At 53.2% G+C, this 16536-nt stretch carries 14 protein-coding genes; 13 read left to right on the forward strand and 1 reads right to left on the reverse strand.

Annotated features, from left to right (window positions below; translation table 11 throughout):
* Positions 1-66: 66 nt before the first annotated feature.
* The 13 genes from rsmG to VRC33_RS22170 all read left to right on the forward strand — a co-directional run bounded on the left by rsmG (position 67) and on the right by VRC33_RS22170 (position 14813).
* Positions 67-687 carry a 16S rRNA (guanine(527)-N(7))-methyltransferase RsmG gene (gene rsmG / locus VRC33_RS22110; RefSeq protein WP_338559509.1) on the forward strand — a complete coding sequence of 207 codons (621 nt, stop codon included), beginning with the start codon at positions 67-69 and terminating at the stop codon, positions 685-687.
* Between the two features lie 821 nt (positions 688-1508).
* Entirely contained in the window at positions 1509-1889 is a 381-nt protein-coding gene (gene atpI / locus VRC33_RS22115) for a F0F1 ATP synthase subunit I (protein WP_338559511.1), read from the forward strand.
* Positions 1890-1897: 8 nt separating this feature from the next.
* On the forward strand, positions 1898-2716 hold the full coding sequence (atpB, locus tag VRC33_RS22120) for a F0F1 ATP synthase subunit A (protein ID WP_338559513.1): 819 nt from the start codon (positions 1898-1900) through the stop codon (positions 2714-2716).
* Between the two features lie 49 nt (positions 2717-2765).
* Positions 2766-3005: a F0F1 ATP synthase subunit C gene (atpE, locus tag VRC33_RS22125; RefSeq protein ID WP_338559515.1), complete on the forward strand. Its 240-nt coding sequence runs from the start codon at positions 2766-2768 to the stop codon at positions 3003-3005.
* A gap of 103 nt (positions 3006-3108) precedes the next feature.
* Complete coding sequence (atpF, locus tag VRC33_RS22130) at positions 3109-3579, forward strand: F0F1 ATP synthase subunit B (RefSeq protein WP_013204591.1); 471 nt, start codon at positions 3109-3111, stop codon at positions 3577-3579.
* A gap of 11 nt (positions 3580-3590) precedes the next feature.
* Positions 3591-4124: a F0F1 ATP synthase subunit delta gene (atpH, locus tag VRC33_RS22135; protein WP_338559519.1), complete on the forward strand. Its 534-nt coding sequence runs from the start codon at positions 3591-3593 to the stop codon at positions 4122-4124.
* Between the two features lie 14 nt (positions 4125-4138).
* On the forward strand, positions 4139-5680 hold the full coding sequence (gene atpA / locus VRC33_RS22140) for a F0F1 ATP synthase subunit alpha (RefSeq protein WP_338559521.1): 1542 nt from the start codon (positions 4139-4141) through the stop codon (positions 5678-5680).
* A gap of 54 nt (positions 5681-5734) precedes the next feature.
* The gene (gene atpG, locus VRC33_RS22145; protein ID WP_338559523.1) at positions 5735-6604 is read left to right on the forward strand and encodes a F0F1 ATP synthase subunit gamma; all 870 of its coding nucleotides are present in this window, start codon (positions 5735-5737) and stop codon (positions 6602-6604) included.
* 62 nt (positions 6605-6666) lie between these two features.
* Positions 6667-8049 (forward strand): F0F1 ATP synthase subunit beta, encoded by a 1383-nt coding sequence (gene atpD, locus VRC33_RS22150; RefSeq protein ID WP_013204587.1) that lies wholly within the window; start codon positions 6667-6669, stop codon positions 8047-8049.
* Between the two features lie 24 nt (positions 8050-8073).
* Positions 8074-8493, forward strand: a complete 420-nt coding sequence (locus tag VRC33_RS22155) for a F0F1 ATP synthase subunit epsilon (RefSeq protein ID WP_338559527.1) — start codon at positions 8074-8076, stop codon at positions 8491-8493.
* A 124-nt stretch (positions 8494-8617) separates the two neighbouring features.
* Positions 8618-9988 (forward strand): bifunctional UDP-N-acetylglucosamine diphosphorylase/glucosamine-1-phosphate N-acetyltransferase GlmU, encoded by a 1371-nt coding sequence (gene glmU / locus VRC33_RS22160; RefSeq protein WP_338559529.1) that lies wholly within the window; start codon positions 8618-8620, stop codon positions 9986-9988.
* Positions 9989-10171: 183 nt separating this feature from the next.
* Positions 10172-12004, forward strand: coding sequence for a glutamine--fructose-6-phosphate transaminase (isomerizing) (gene glmS / locus VRC33_RS22165; protein ID WP_338559531.1), 1833 nt, complete (start codon positions 10172-10174; stop codon positions 12002-12004).
* 325 nt (positions 12005-12329) lie between these two features.
* Positions 12330-14813: a membrane-bound PQQ-dependent dehydrogenase, glucose/quinate/shikimate family gene (locus VRC33_RS22170; protein ID WP_338559533.1), complete on the forward strand. Its 2484-nt coding sequence runs from the start codon at positions 12330-12332 to the stop codon at positions 14811-14813.
* Between the two features lie 53 nt (positions 14814-14866).
* Here VRC33_RS22170 and uxaC read toward each other — a convergent pair whose 3' ends face one another.
* Positions 14867-16276: a glucuronate isomerase gene (gene uxaC, locus VRC33_RS22175; RefSeq protein ID WP_338559535.1), complete on the reverse strand. Its 1410-nt coding sequence runs from the start codon at positions 16274-16276 to the stop codon at positions 14867-14869.
* Between the last annotated feature and the right edge of the window lie 260 nt (positions 16277-16536).

Raw genomic sequence — 16536 nt, forward strand, 5'->3', positions numbered from 1 at the left:
CCCCTGTTGTATTTCTCCTGCGGGACGAATAGATTTGCCCGCAGACCAGCCTCACAGGACAGTATTGTGATTACTAAACTCACTTCTCTGCTTAAAGCCGCCAACATATCCCTGTCCGATCAGCAAAAACAGCAGCTGACCGGCTATGTTGAAATGCTGCATAAGTGGAACAAGGCCTATAATCTGACCTCAGTTCGTGACCCTGAGCAGATGTTGATTCGTCACATCCTCGACAGCATCGTCGTGGAGCCTTATCTGCAGGGCAGCCGTTTTATCGACGTGGGAACCGGTCCAGGCTTGCCTGGCGTCCCCCTGGCTATTGTCCGGCCTGAAGCGCATTTCACCCTGCTGGACAGCCTTGGAAAGCGCGTACGCTTCCTCAAACAGGTGCAGCATGAACTTAAGCTGACCAACATTGAGCCAGTGCAAAGCCGCGTGGAAGACTTCCCGGCAGAGCCGCCTTTCGACGGGGTGATCAGCCGGGCTTTTGCCTCGCTGAATGATATGCTGAACTGGTGCCACCATTTACCGGGTAGGGGAGGGCGCTTTTATGCTCTTAAAGGAGTAATCCCGGAGGATGAATTAGCGACATTACCCGCCGGATTCAGCGTTGAGCAGGTAGTGAAACTGGCCGTTCCGCAACTGGAAGGCGAGCGTCATTTGATCGTGGTAAACCTGACTAAATAACCGGCGATTGCCCTGTTTCAGGCGGGGGTTAATGCGCCGGTTTTGCCGCTTAACTGCAATAGCCTTATTAACTGTAAGTGCTTTATGTTTCAATATTTTAGTTAAGTCAGGTGATAATCAGGAGTGGTAATCACGCGCCTGGAGTCAATTACTGAAAGCGGTTGTTTGAAATTTCAGCAGTTGAACGTTCAGGCTCACACTTTTTTATGCTGACAGGTTGTTTCCATCAGGTTAAATGCACAGCCTGAAATTATCCGACATCTCTGGTAACATTTAACGTTAATTTCACATTCAGTTATCATAGTTATTACCTTTAAGCGGCAACAATGCGGTCATGATAGTGACGCAGGAAAATATATCCTCTTTATAAATCGGCGTAAGTAATGGCCTGAACCGGGGAAATTAGTTGCTGCAAATGTCAATAAGCGGTTTCAATCGACAATAATTGCTATTTTTAAAAAGTATTGATTCAAGTTAATGAATTATAATGTTTTTATAAATTTTATTTTCATTAAGTTAAGAATACTCCTGAACATTAGTTAGGCAATAAGTTGCTGAAATGTGATCGCCAGCACGCTTTATGAGCAAGGTTTGTCGCTTCTTGCAGGAAATTTCGTTCGGTTTGCCGTTCTTCAGAGTTTTAAAAAACAGGCCCGCGGAAAGAAATTTAAATAATTGTTCACCTTTTCGCTACTTATCCATTGAAATCGCAGGGGCGCACCGTATAATTTGCTCGTTTTTTGCTGCTTGACTCAAAAGGGTAAAGGCAGTTTTATACGACACGCGACATACCCCTGATGGGGCAGGAGAGTTTTAGCGTCATGTCAGTGTCCCTTTACAGAGTAAAATTTGCCCGAACCGTGCTGTTACTTCAGCTGGTGACCTTTGTCGTAATCGGCGCGCTGTTTGCCCTTAAAGATCTGGCGTGGGGCTTATCCGCCCTTGCGGGTGGACTGGCAGCCTGGCTGCCGCAGATTGTGTTTATGATTTTTGCCTGGCGTCATCAGGCAGGAGACCCGATAAAAGGGCGCATAGCCTGGGGGTTTTTGGTAGGAGAGGTGCTGAAGGTTCTGGCAACGATTCTCTTGCTTATTTTGGCGCTGGCGGTATTTGGGGCGGCGTTTACACCGCTCGGACTGGCCTGGTTATCGGTGCTGATTGTGCAAATCGTCGCACCGGCTGTAATTAACAACAAAGGGTAAGAGGCATCATGGCTGCAGGAGAAATCTCTACGCCGCAGGAATACATAGGCCATCATCTGAATAACCTTCAGTTGGACCTGCGTACCTTCGAGCTGGTGAATCCGCACGACGCTCCGGCGACGTTCTGGGTACTAAATATCGACTCCATGTTTTTCTCCGTGCTGCTGGGACTGGTATTCCTGGTGGTGTTTCGTAAAGTTGCGAAATCAGCCACCAGTGGCGTACCGGGAAAGATGCAGGCCGCGATTGAGTTGGTAGTCGGCTTTGTCGACGACAACGTGCGCGACATGTACCACGGTAAAAGCAAAGTTATCGCACCGCTGGCTCTGACGATTTTCGTCTGGGTCTTCCTGATGAACTTCATGGACCTGCTGCCTATCGATTTGCTGCCGTTTATCGGTGAGCATCTCCTGGGTCTGCCAGCGTTGCGTGTTGTGCCTTCTGCAGACGTGAACATCACGCTCTCAATGGCACTTGGCGTATTTGTTTTGATTCTGTTCTACAGCATCAAGATGAAAGGCATTGGTGGCTTTACGAAAGAGCTGACATTGCAACCCTTCAATCATCCGGTCTTCATTCCGATCAACCTGATCCTTGAAGGTGTGAGCCTGTTGTCCAAACCAGTTTCTCTGGGTCTGCGACTGTTCGGGAACATGTATGCGGGTGAATTGATTTTTATCCTGATTGCCGGTCTGTTGCCGTGGTGGTCACAGTGGATTCTGAATGTGCCATGGGCCATTTTCCACATCCTGATCATTTCGTTGCAGGCTTTCATTTTCATGGTCTTAACGATTGTCTATCTGTCGATGGCATCTGAAGAACATTGATTTTTTCTCAACACTACTGCGTTTTAACTGAAACAAACTGGAGACTGTCATGGAAAACCTGAATATGGATCTGCTGTACATGGCTGCCGCTATTATGATGGGCTTAGCGGCAATCGGTGCTGCGATCGGTATCGGCATCCTCGGAGGCAAATTCCTGGAAGGCGCCGCGCGTCAACCGGATCTGATCCCTCTGCTGCGTACGCAGTTCTTTGTTGTAATGGGTCTGGTGGATGCAATCCCAATGATCGCTGTTGGTCTGGGTCTGTACGTGATGTTTGCTGTCGCGTAATAACCGATAGTTCATCGCCAGGTGTCGTGCCGGGTGATGAACAGATTCTTCCGGTCGGCTTGCTGACCGGAGAAAAAGTTAACTTAACAAGAGGCATTGTGCTGTGAACATTAACGCAACAATCCTCGGCCAGGCCATCGCGTTCATCCTGTTTGTCCTGTTCTGCATGAAGTACGTATGGCCGCCGCTGATGGCCGCTATCGAAAAGCGCCAGAAAGAAGTTGCCGAAGGCCTTGCTTCCGCTGAACGTGCCAAAAAAGATTTGGATCTCGCGCAGGCTAATGCGACCGACCAGCTGAAGAAAGCGAAAGAAGAAGCTCAGGTAATCATCGAACAGGCTAATAAGCGTCGTTCGCAGATCCTGGACGAAGTCAAAGCTGAGGCTGAGCAGGAACGTAACAAGATCGTCACCCAGGCGCAGGCTGAAATTGACGCTGAACGCAAACGTGCACGTGAAGAGTTGCGCAAGCAAGTCGCGATGCTGGCTATTGCCGGTGCCGAGAAAATCATTGAACGTTCCGTGGATGAAGCTGCTAACAGCGACATCGTTGATAAACTGGTCGCTGAACTGTAAGGGAGGGGCTGATGTCTGAATTTACTACTGTAGCTCGCCCCTACGCTAAAGCAGCTTTTGACTTTGCTGTTGAGCATCAAAGTATCGACCGCTGGCAGCAAATGCTGGCGTTCGCTACTCAGGTAGCCAGTAATGAACAGGTAGCAGAACTCCTTTCCGGCGCACTAGCGCCGGAAGCGTTGTCTGCACGGTTCATCGCTATCTGTGGTGACCAACTGGACGAAGCCGGTCAAAACCTGATTAAGGTAATGGCCGAAAACAAACGTTTACCGGCGCTTGCCAGTGTTCTGGCGCAGTTTATCCAGCTACGTGACGCATATGATGCGACTACCGATGTTGAGGTAATCTCTTCCACCACACTGAGTGACGAACAGCTGACTAAAATCAGCGCCGCTATGGAAAAACGTCTGTCACGCAAAGTTAAGCTGAATTGCAAAATCGATAAGTCTGTAATGGCAGGCCTGATTATCCGTGCGGGTGATTTGGTCATTGATGGCAGCGTACGCGGCCGTCTTGAGCGCCTTACCGACGTATTGCAGTCTTAAGGGGACTGGAGCATATGCAACTGAATTCCACCGAAATCAGCGAACTGATCAAGCAGCGCATTGCTCAGTTTGATGTGGTGAGCGAAGCTCACAATGAAGGTACCATTGTTTCCGTCAGTGACGGCATCATCCGCGTAAACGGCCTGGCCGATGTTATGCAGGGTGAGATGCTCGCACTGCCGGGTAACCGTTACGCAATCGCACTGAACCTGGAGCGCGACTCCGTAGGTGCAGTAGTGATGGGTCCTTACGCTGACCTTGCCGAAGGCATGAAAGTTAAGTGTACTGGCCGTATTCTTGAAGTACCAGTTGGTCGTGGCCTGTTAGGCCGCGTGGTGAACACCCTGGGTGCACCTATCGACGGTAAAGGCGCAATCGACAACGATGGCTTCTCGCCAATCGAAGTGATTGCACCAGGCGTTATCGATCGCCAGTCCGTTGACCAGCCTGTACAGACTGGCTACAAGTCAGTCGATGCGATGATTCCAATCGGCCGTGGCCAGCGTGAGCTGATCATCGGTGACCGTCAGACCGGTAAAACCGCGATGGCGATCGATGCGATCATCAACCAGCGTGATTCCGGCATCAAGTGTGTGTACGTCGCTATCGGTCAGAAAGCGTCGACTATCGCTAACGTGGTTCGCAAACTGGAAGAGCACAATGCGCTGGCTAACACCATCGTGGTTGTGGCTACCGCTTCTGAATCTGCTGCGCTGCAGTACCTGGCTCCGTATGCCGGTTGCGCAATGGGTGAATACTTCCGTGACCGCGGTGAAGATGCACTGATCGTATACGATGACCTGTCTAAACAGGCTGTTGCTTACCGTCAGGTTTCTCTGCTGCTGCGTCGTCCACCGGGTCGTGAAGCTTTCCCTGGTGACGTGTTCTATCTCCACTCCCGTCTGCTGGAACGTGCTTCCCGCGTGAGCGCTGATTATGTTGAGCGTTTCACTAACGGTGCAGTTGTAGGTAAAACAGGTTCACTGACTGCTCTGCCGATCATCGAAACTCAGGCTGGCGACGTTTCCGCGTTCGTTCCGACCAACGTAATCTCGATTACAGATGGTCAGATCTTCCTGGAAACTAACCTGTTTAACTCCGGTATTCGTCCGGCAGTTAACCCGGGTATTTCGGTATCCCGTGTGGGTGGTGCTGCTCAGACCAAGATCATCAAGAAACTGTCCGGTGGTATCCGTACCGCTCTGGCACAGTATCGTGAACTGGCAGCGTTCTCTCAGTTCGCCTCCGATCTGGACGAAGCAACCCGTAAACAGCTGAGCCACGGTCAGAAAGTGACCGAGCTTCTGAAACAGAAACAGTATGCGCCGATGTCCGTAGCGCAGCAGGGTCTGGTGCTGTTTGCGGCCGAGCGTGGCTTCCTGAATGACGTCGAACTGGCGAAAATCGGTAGCTTCGAAGCGGCGCTGCTGGCTTTTGCGGATCGCGATCACGCTGAGCTGATGGCTGAAATCAACCAGGCTGGTAACTATAACGGCGAAATCGAAGAGAAGCTGAAAGGCCTCCTCGAAACGTTTAAGAAAACCCAGTCCTGGTAATGTCTGGCGGCTTGTCCCTTAGGGGGCAGGCCGCAAGGCTTTGAGGAGAAGCTTATGGCCGGCGCAAAAGAGATACGTAGTAAGATCGGAAGCGTCCAGAACACGCAAAAGATCACCAAAGCGATGGAAATGGTCGCCGCCTCCAAAATGCGTAAATCGCAGGAACGCATGGCAGCCAGCCGTCCTTATGCAGAGACCATGCGCAAAGTGATTGGTCACATTGCGTTAGGTAATCTGGAGTACAAGCACCCTTACCTGGAAGAGCGTGACGTTAAGCGCGTCGGCTACCTGGTCGTGTCTACCGACCGCGGGCTTTGTGGTGGTTTGAACATTAACCTGTTCAAAAGATTGCTGGCAGACATGAAGAGCTGGTCTGATAAAGGCGTTGAGAGCGATCTCGCGATTATCGGTTCCAAAGGCTTGTCATTCTTCAGCTCCGTCGGTGGCAACGTGGTTGCCCAGGTGACCGGCATGGGGGATAAACCTTCCCTGTCCGATCTGATTGGCCCAGTGAAAGTGATGCTGCAAGCCTATGACGAAGGTCGTCTCGACAAGCTGTTTATCGTCAGCAACAAATTTATCAACACCATGTCCCAGTCTCCACAAATCGTTCAGCTGCTGCCGTTACCGCCAGCAGACGAAAGCGAAGGCGTTGTGAAGAAGAGCACCTGGGACTATCTGTATGAGCCGGATCCGAAAGCGCTGCTGGACACATTACTGCGTCGCTACGTCGAGTCTCAGGTTTACCAGGGTGTTGTAGAAAACCTGGCCAGCGAGCAGGCCGCACGTATGGTGGCGATGAAAGCTGCGACCGACAACGGCGGAAACCTGATCAAAGAGCTGCAGTTGGTATACAACAAAGCTCGTCAGGCCAGCATCACCCAGGAACTTACCGAGATTGTCGGTGGGGCCTCCGCGGTTTAACCAGGTATACCCTGCCCCGGTGTAATGGGCGGGGTATAAACGAATTAGGTAGAGGATTCAAGATGGCTACTGGAAAGATTGTCCAGGTAATCGGCGCCGTTGTGGACGTCGAGTTCCCTCAGGACGCAGTACCACAAGTGTACAGCGCCCTTGAGGTTAAAAATGGTGATGCTCGTCTGGTGCTGGAAGTTCAGCAGCAGCTGGGTGGCGGCGTGGTTCGTACCATCGCCATGGGTTCTTCCGATGGCCTGAAGCGCGGCCTGGAAACGGTTGACCTTGAGCACCCGATCGAAGTGCCAGTAGGCGTGGCAACGCTGGGCCGTATCATGAACGTATTGGGTGAGCCAATCGACATGAAAGGCGACATCGGCGAAGAAGAGCGTTGGGCAATTCACCGCGCAGCACCTTCTTACGAAGATCAGTCAAACTCGCAAGAGCTGCTGGAAACCGGTATCAAAGTTATCGACCTGATGTGTCCGTTTGCTAAAGGCGGTAAAGTCGGTCTGTTCGGTGGTGCGGGTGTGGGTAAAACCGTAAACATGATGGAGCTGATCCGTAACATTGCGGCTGAGCACTCAGGTTTCTCCGTATTTGCCGGTGTGGGTGAGCGTACTCGTGAGGGTAACGACTTCTACCACGAGATGACCGACTCCAACGTTATCGATAAAGTTTCTCTGGTTTATGGCCAGATGAACGAGCCACCAGGAAACCGTCTGCGCGTAGCGCTGACCGGTCTGACCATGGCTGAGAAGTTCCGTGACGAAGGTCGTGACGTACTGCTGTTCATCGATAACATCTACCGTTACACCCTGGCCGGTACTGAAGTATCAGCACTGCTGGGTCGTATGCCTTCTGCGGTAGGTTATCAGCCAACGCTGGCGGAAGAGATGGGCGTTCTTCAGGAACGTATCACCTCCACCAAGACCGGTTCAATCACTTCCGTACAGGCCGTTTACGTTCCTGCGGATGACTTGACTGACCCATCACCAGCCACCACCTTTGCTCACTTAGATGCAACCGTGGTACTGAGCCGTCAGATTGCTTCCCTGGGTATCTACCCGGCGGTTGACCCACTGGATTCTACCAGCCGTCAGCTGGATCCACTGGTTGTTGGCCAGGAGCACTACGACACTGCACGTGGCGTACAGTCCCTGCTGCAGCGTTATCAGGAACTGAAAGACATCATCGCCATCCTCGGTATGGACGAACTGTCTGAAGAAGACAAACTGGTGGTAGCACGCTCTCGTAAGATGCAGCGTTTCCTGTCCCAGCCTTTCTTCGTGGCAGAAGTCTTCACCGGTTCTCCAGGCAAATATGTGTCGCTGAAAGATACCATCCGTGGCTTTAAAGGCATCATGGAAGGTGAATTCGACCATATGCCAGAGCAGGCTTTCTACATGGTAGGTTCCATCGAAGAAGCCGTGGAAAAAGCGAAGAAACTGTAATAACGGTTTCTCTGGAGGTTAATCATGGCTATGACTTATCACCTGGACGTTGTCAGCGCAGAACTGCAGATGTTCTCCGGTACTGTACAGAAAATCCAGGTGTCAGGTAGCGAAGGTGAGCTGGGGATTTACCCTGGTCACGCCCCGCTGCTGACCGCCATTAAACCTGGTATGATCCGCATCGTTAAACAGCAGGGCGAAGAAGAGTATATTTATCTCTCCGGCGGCCTGCTGGAAGTACAGCCTGGCGCGGTTACCGTGCTGGCTGATACTGCGATTCGCGGTGCCGACCTCGATGAGGCCCGCGCGATGGAAGCGAAACGCAAAGCCGAAGAGCACATGAACAGCTCTCACGGCGATGTGGACTTTGCTACCGCGTCGGCTGAACTGGCTAAAGCGATCGCCAAACTGCGTGTGATCGAGTTGACCAAAAAAGCGATGTAACTCAGGTTTAATCTGCAGAATGCCAGTCAGGAAACTGACTGGCATTTTTTTTGCCGAGAATAATGTAGTATTTTCACCGCTATTCCGTTTTACTTCCGTTTAATAACTGAATTTCAGGATGTCTATGTCTAACAGCGCAATGAGCGTGGTGATCCTTGCTGCCGGCAAGGGGACACGTATGTATTCCGATCTGCCGAAAGTCCTGCATCGTCTGGCTGGAAAGCCAATGGTGCAGCATGTGATTGATGCCGCGAACAAGCTCGGTGCCGCCCATGTCCATCTGGTTTATGGCCACGGGGGCGACCTGCTGAAGTCTTCCCTGTCAGACCCGTCGCTGAACTGGGTATTGCAGGCAGAGCAGTTGGGCACCGGCCATGCCATGCAGCAGGCCGCGCCGCATTTTGCTGACGACGAAGATATCCTGATGCTCTATGGCGATGTCCCGCTGATTTCTGTCGACAGCCTGCAACGTTTGAAAAATGCCAGGCCTGAAGGTGGCATAGCCCTGCTGACAGTGATTCTGGATAACCCAACCGGTTATGGCCGCATCATCCGTGAGAATGGCTCCGTAGTAGGCATTATTGAGCAAAAAGATGCCTCACCTGCCCAGTTGGCCATTACCGAAATCAATACCGGTATCCTGATGGCCAACGGTGCCGACCTGAAGCGCTGGCTCAGCAAGCTGACCAACAACAATGCTCAGGGCGAATATTACATCACCGATATCATTGCTCTTGCCCATCAGGAAGGCCGTGCCACGGTCGCAGTACATCCTGCCCGCGCTACAGAAACCGACGGCGTAAACAACCGTCTGCAACTGGCCACGCTGGAGCGAGTCTACCAGGCTGAACAGGCTGAGAAACTGCTGCTGGCTGGCGTGATGCTAAAAGATCCTGCCCGTTTCGATCTGCGTGGTGAACTGACCCACGGTCGGGACGTGGAGATCGACACCAATGTGATTATCGAAGGTCAGGTAAAACTGGGCGATCGGGTGAAAATTGGCAGCGGTTGTATCCTGAAAAACTGCGTGATTGGCGATGACTGCGAGATCAGCCCCTACAGCGTAGTGGAAGAGTCTGAGCTGGCGGTAGCCTGCACCATCGGGCCATTTGCCCGTCTGCGTCCGGGTTCGCAACTGGCCGAAGGCGCACACGTCGGCAACTTCGTTGAAATGAAAAAGGCCTCGTTGGGCAAAGGCTCTAAAGCCGGGCATCTCAGCTATCTGGGCGATGCCAGCATCGGTGCCAACGTCAATATCGGGGCCGGTACCATCACCTGTAACTATGATGGCGTAAACAAGTCGCTGACGGTGATTGGCGATAATGTGTTTGTCGGCTCAGATACCCAGCTGGTGGCACCCGTCACCATAGCGGCCGGGGCGACCATTGCCGCTGGCACCACGGTGATGAAAGACGTCACCGCTGAAGGGTTGGTGTACAACCGCAAAGACCAGAACCTGAAAACAGGCTGGCAGCGTCCGGTGAAGAAAAAGTAAGGCCCAGGGCAGCTCAGGCTGCCCCCAGATTATTACGAGGAGGGACTCATCCCTCCCGAAAAAGGCTGTTAAAAATATAATCCCCACTCTCTACAAAGGCTCGGGGAACCGGCGCAGGCCGGACTAATCAGGTCAGAAGACAAGGTTAATGATCGTCACGATCATGACTACAGGAATATAACTATGTGTGGAATTGTTGGTGCAGTAGCGCAGCGTGATATTGCCGAAATCCTGCTGGAAGGATTACGCCGCCTCGAATACCGGGGCTATGACTCGGCTGGCGTGGCCGTGGTGACCGCAGCAGGTGAAATGACCCGTCTGCGTCGTGTAGGAAAAGTAGCCATGCTGGCTGAAGCAGCGGAAACCCATCCGCTGGTGGGCGGGACAGGAATTGCGCACACCCGCTGGGCAACGCACGGCGAGCCTTCTGAGGCTAACGCGCATCCCCATATCTCAGAACATATCATCGTCGTTCACAACGGTATCATTGAAAACTATGAACCGCTGCGCGAGCTGCTGACTGAACGTGGCTACAAATTTGCCTCAGAAACCGATACCGAAGTGGTTGCGCACCTGGTCCACTGGGAGCAGAAACAGCAGGGCGGCACGCTGCGTGAAGTGGTACAGCGCGTTATTCCACAGCTGCGCGGCGCGTATGGCATGGTCATTATGGACAGCCGCGATCCTTCCGTGCTGGTGGCCGCCCGTTCCGGCAGCCCGCTGGTAATTGGCCGTGGCGTGGGTGAGAACTTCATCGCCTCCGATCAGCTGGCGCTGCTGCCGGTTACCCGTCGCTTTATCTACCTTGAAGAGGGCGATATCGCTGAAATCACCCGCCGTGACGTAACCATTGTTGATCGTCAGGGCGAGAAAGTGCAGCGCAGTGAAATCGAATCCACCGTGCAGTACGATGCAGGCGACAAAGGCCAGTTCCGTCACTACATGCAGAAAGAGATTTATGAGCAGCCGCAGGCGATCAAAAACACCCTGAGTGGGCGTTTCAGCCACGGGGAAGTGGATCTCTCTGAGCTGGGTCCAAATGCTAACGAGCTGCTGAAGCAGGTTGAGCATATCCAGATTGTGGCCTGCGGCACCTCTTACAACTCCGGTATGGTGTCACGCTACTGGTTCGAAGCGCTGGCTAACGTCCCGTGCGACGTGGAGATTGCTTCTGAGTTCCGCTACCGCAAATCCGCCGTGCGCAAAAACAGTCTGCTGATTACCCTTTCCCAGTCTGGCGAAACCGCTGATACCCTGGCAGCATTGCGCTTGTCCAAAGAGCTGGGTTACCTGGGCTCTCTGGCGATCTGTAACGTAGCCGGTTCCTCTCTGGTGCGTGAGTCCGATCTGGCGCTGATGACCAAAGCGGGCACCGAAATCGGTGTGGCATCGACTAAAGCTTTTACTACTCAGCTCACCGTGTTGCTGATGCTGGTGGCTAAAGTCGGCCGCCTGAAAGGGATGGACGCGCAGATTGAGCATGACATTGTGCATGGTCTGCAGGCGCTGCCAAGCCGTATCGAACAGATGCTCTCTCAGGATAAGCTGATCGAAACCCTGGCTGAAGATTTCTCCGACAAGCATCATGCGCTGTTCCTGGGCCGTGGCGATCAGTACCCGATCGCGATGGAAGGTGCGCTGAAGCTGAAAGAGATCTCTTACATTCACGCGGAAGCCTATGCGGCCGGTGAGCTCAAGCACGGTCCTCTGGCGCTGATTGATGCCGATATGCCCGTTATCGTGGTTGCGCCGAATAACGAGCTGCTGGAAAAACTGAAGTCGAACATTGAAGAAGTCCGCGCGCGTGGAGGCCTGCTCTATGTGTTTGCCGATCAGGATGCTGGCTTCAGCAACTCAGAAGGGATGCGCATTATCCCGCTGCCACACGTTGAAGATATCATTGCCCCCATCTTCTACACCGTTCCTTTGCAGATGCTGTCGTATCACGTAGCGCTGATCAAGGGCACGGATGTTGACCAGCCGCGTAACCTCGCGAAATCGGTCACCGTGGAGTAATGCCCTCAGGGCGGGTTTTCCCGCCCTTATTCCTTTCCATTCCTCGTAATCTGCTCACTCATACCCTTTCATACTGCATGGGTTTTGCTTCTCAGCCTTATAATCACCCCTGAAATTAACATCTTCTTTCATTTAATTGAACAAATCAGATCTTTTTTTAACCTTCTTGCTACCTTTCTGCGTCAAGATATGTAAAGAGGGGAGGATTCAGGGATCCCCCTTATCAGTGGCAGGCTGTCGCACCAAAGAGTCTGTTGCACTCTTTCCCCCAGGGAGGCTGAGCAGGGTTGCCGGGTGGGAATCAATATTCCAATAAAGGGTTAATATGATGAGTTCAGAAAGAGCCTTTACCAGAATGGGCCGGTGGCTACTCGCGGTGGTGCTGGCTGTGTTCGGCATTGCACTCCTGGCAGGAGGGGCGTGGCTGGTTGCCCTGGGCGGTAACTGGTATTACATCATCGCAGGGATCTTCAGCATTATCAGTGCGGTCGGCCTCGCACGACGTTCGTCTAAGGCCACTTTGTGGTTCGCCGTGTTGTTCATTTTTACCCTGATCTGGACCATCAGCGAATCTGGCCTGGATTACTGGGGATGGGTACCGCGTTTCGCCCTGATGCTGATTTTTGCTATCGCTTTCTCTTTCTTACTACCGACCTTACACCGGGGACTTTCGCCGGGTATTTCACGCACGGTTTCCGGCCTCCTTGTGCTGGCCTTTGTGGTCGCTGGTGGGCTGGCTTTCGTGCCTTATCATGTCACTGAGGCAAAGGATGTCCCTGGCGGGGCGGATAATCCGTTTATGGCTGACACGGGAAGCGGTGTGGGGCATGCCCTGCCTTCTACAGACTGGCCAGCTTATGGGGGGGATCAGGCTGTTGATCGTTACTCGTCTGCCACTCAGATTACGCCCGATAACGTGAAGAACTTACAGGTGGCCTGGCAAGCCGAAGCGGGTGATGTGCCTAAAGACACCCGCTGGGGTGTTCAGAATACCCCGCTGAAAATCGGCAACATATTATATGTCTGCGGCTACCTGAATAAAGTCGTGGCTCTGGATGCTGCATCAGGTAAGAAGCAGTGGGAGTTTGATCCGGGCATCACGCCGGAATCCGTGCCTTATACTCCTTCCTGCCGCTCTCTGGCTTACTATCAGGACCCGGGCATTTCTGCCTCCCCCACGTCTGCGGATCCTGCCACAGCTCCGGCTTCCTCAAACGGGAAAACGTCTGTAGCCAGTACAGCGGCTGCCTGTGAACGCCGTATTATCGTTGGCACGCTTGATGCCCGCGTAATTGAACTGGATGCGCAGAGCGGTAAACGCTGCCAGGACTTTGGCAGCAATGGCGAGGTCAGCATCACCGAAGATATGGGCAAGGTTTATCATGGCTATGTTGCTATTACTTCCCCTCCTGCGGTGATCCGCGACACGCTGGTAGTGGGTCACACTACCGTTGACGGGCAGCGTGCTTTTGGTCCGGCAGGCGTGACCAAAGCTTACGACGTTAAAACGGGTCGTCTTAAGTGGGCCTGGGATGCTGCCGATCCTGAAAACACAGCGCCGCGTAAGGGAAATGACCTTTATAAACGCGGCTCGCCAGATGTATGGACCTCCTTTACCGGTGACGACAAGCTGGGCCTTGTCTATCTGCCTGTGGCTAATGCCTCCGGGGATTACTACTCCAGTAGCCGCACGCCTGACGAGAACAAATATTCCCCTTCACTGACTGCACTGGATATCGAAACGGGTAAACCTCGCTGGTCGTTCCAGAATACGCACAATGATGTCTGGGACTACGATCCGGGCGCCTCGCCAACGCTGGTGGATTATCCTCAGCCAGGGGGGACGAAAGTGCCTGCCATTATCTTCCCTACCAAAAACGGTGAGACTTACATACTGAACCGTGCAACCGGGAAATCGCTGTTCCCGGTAGATGAGCGCCCGGCTCCACAAGGGGGCTTTGAGCCGAAAGCACGCAGCAAAACCCAGCCTTACTCGCTGTTTAACTCAATGGCGAAGCCTGTGCTGAAACCTGAGAACATGTGGGGCCTCACGCCTGTCGATCAGTTGTACTGTCGTATTCAGTTTGCTCAGGCCGATTATCGTGGCCGGTATACGCCGCCGGATGTGAATAAACCCAGCATTGACTATCCGGGCTATAACGGCGGTGTCGACTGGGGTGGCGTGGCATTTGATCCGGCACGAGGCCTGATTATTGCTAACTACAATGACATGCCGAATTACACCAAACTGGTCACCCGCAAAGAAGCTGAAGCGATGGGCTGGAAGGCTCGTGACATCCTGAACGATCCTGTAGCGGAGGCACATGCCGAAGGTGCAGGCGATCCGGAAGTGGGCGTGCCCGTTGCGGTAAATGTGAATGCGGGCTGGCAGTTGCCGTTTACCGGGATGCTCTGTAAAGAGCCGCCGTACGGTGGCATCCGCGCCATCAACATCCGTGATGGCAGAACTGTCTGGGATCGCCCGTTAGGAACCGCGCGTGAAAATGGACCTTTCGGCTTGCCAACGGGATTACCTATTAACATTGGCACGCCAAACAATGGAGGCTCAGTGGTCACGAAATCAGGGCTGATTTTCATTGCCGCTGCAACGGATAACCTGTTACGTGCCATCGACATCACCACCGGAAAAACCGTCTGGTCGGTGCCGTTACCGGCAGGCGCTCAGGCAACACCTATGGTGTACGAGCAGGGAGGTCGTGAGTTTGTCGCGATCACTGCAACGGGGCACCATTTCATGCACACCCCAAGGGGTAATTTCGTTATCGCCTATGCGCTGCCGAAATCGTAACAGTTAGTTGATGGCATACCCCGGAGGTTGATCCAGATCTCCGGGGTATCAGGTCACTTTTTAGCAAAATACCGCCGGGCATTGTTAAAGCTGATGTTCTGCACCATCTCCCCAACCCATGTCATCTCGTGCGGGATTTCTCCCTGCTCCATCCAGTTCCCCAGCATATTGCAAAGAATTCGGCGGAAGTATTCATGACGCGTGTAAGAGAGGAAGCTTCTTGAATCCGTGAGCATGCCGACAAACTGACTCAGTAGCCCCAGCTGAGAGAGTTGCTCAAGCTGGCGCTGCATCCCGTCTTTCTGGTCGTTGTACCACCAGCCGGAACCAAACTGGATCTTACCGGCTATCCCGCCGCCCTGGAAATTGCCGGTCATGGCGGCCAGCATCTCGTTATCTCGCGGGTTCAGGCAGTAGAGGATAGTTTTAGGCAGCTCGTCAGTCTGATCCATTGCATCCAGCAGCTGCGATAATTCCTGCGCCCAGGTGCGATCGCCGATGGAGTCAAATCCACTGTCTGCGCCCACCAGCCTGAACATCCGGCTGTTAGTATTTCTCAACGCACCGATATGGTACTGCATCACCCAGCCACGTTTTGCATACTGTTGGCCTAACCACACCAGCACCGCAGTAGTGAATCCTGCCACTTCTGACTCCTCCAGCGTCTGCCCCTGCAGACGACGCTGCACCAGCCCCGTCAGCGCGGCCTCCGAAGGCACAGGCGCAAAGCGAACCACCTCTATGCCGTGATCGGCCGCACGGCAACCATGAGCATCAAAGTGATCCAGCCGTTGCGTCAGGGCGGCCAGCAGGCTTTCCCAGTTGTGGATGTCGCATCCGGCCGCCTCCGCCAGCAGGCGCAGATAGTCAGCAAATCCCTCCAGCTCAATTTTAAAGACCCGGTCAGGACGCCAGCTTGGCAGCACGCTGATGTCGAAGGTGGCATCGTTGGCTAACTGGCGATGGTAGCGGAGGTCACTGACCGGATCGTCGGTGGTGCCTGCCATCTTCACCTTCATCTGCCGCATTATTCCGCGCGCGGAAAATTCCGGGGTTGCGAGCTGCTCTTTGGTGCTGTGCCAGATAGTTTCTGCCGTTTCCGGACCGAATAACTTACCTGAAACGCCAAACGGGCGCTTCAGCTCCAGATGCGTCCAGTGATACAACGGATTGCCCAGCGTTTTCGGCACGGTCTGCGCCCAGGCCAGATATTTGTCATAGTCGCTGCCGTTGCCGGTGATCAACGATTCATCCACGCCCGCCGCACGCAAAGCACGCCATTTATAGTGATCCCCCTCCAGCCAGATCTGGCTAAGGTTGGCAAACTGGCGGTCCTCAGCAATATCCTGCGGATTCAGATGGCAGTGATAATCGAAGATTGGCATCTCCTGCGCATAGTGATGATAAAGCTCCCGCGCGGCCTCGCTGTGTAATAAGAAATTTTCACCCATAAAAGCGCTCATTGACCTGGCTCCCTGTTGCCCCACCGCTGGATTATTTGGTTGACCAATTATCTGATGAATGCGCACTTTCGCTCATTAACTGTACGTCGTAAGCGCGGCAACCCTCATAAAACACCACTATTTGACTTTGGTCGACCAATTTAGGCAATTGTTGTGAGTGATATCACCCATCTGCACTTTTCCTGTTGACCACTTTTTCACCTTGTCCGCAAGATGCGGGCAACCAGGGTGATGGTGTCGATCAGGCGTGCGGTTGATAA

The organism is Erwinia sp. E_sp_B01_1, from assembly GCF_036865545.1.
Lineage (GTDB): Bacteria > Pseudomonadota > Gammaproteobacteria > Enterobacterales > Enterobacteriaceae > Erwinia.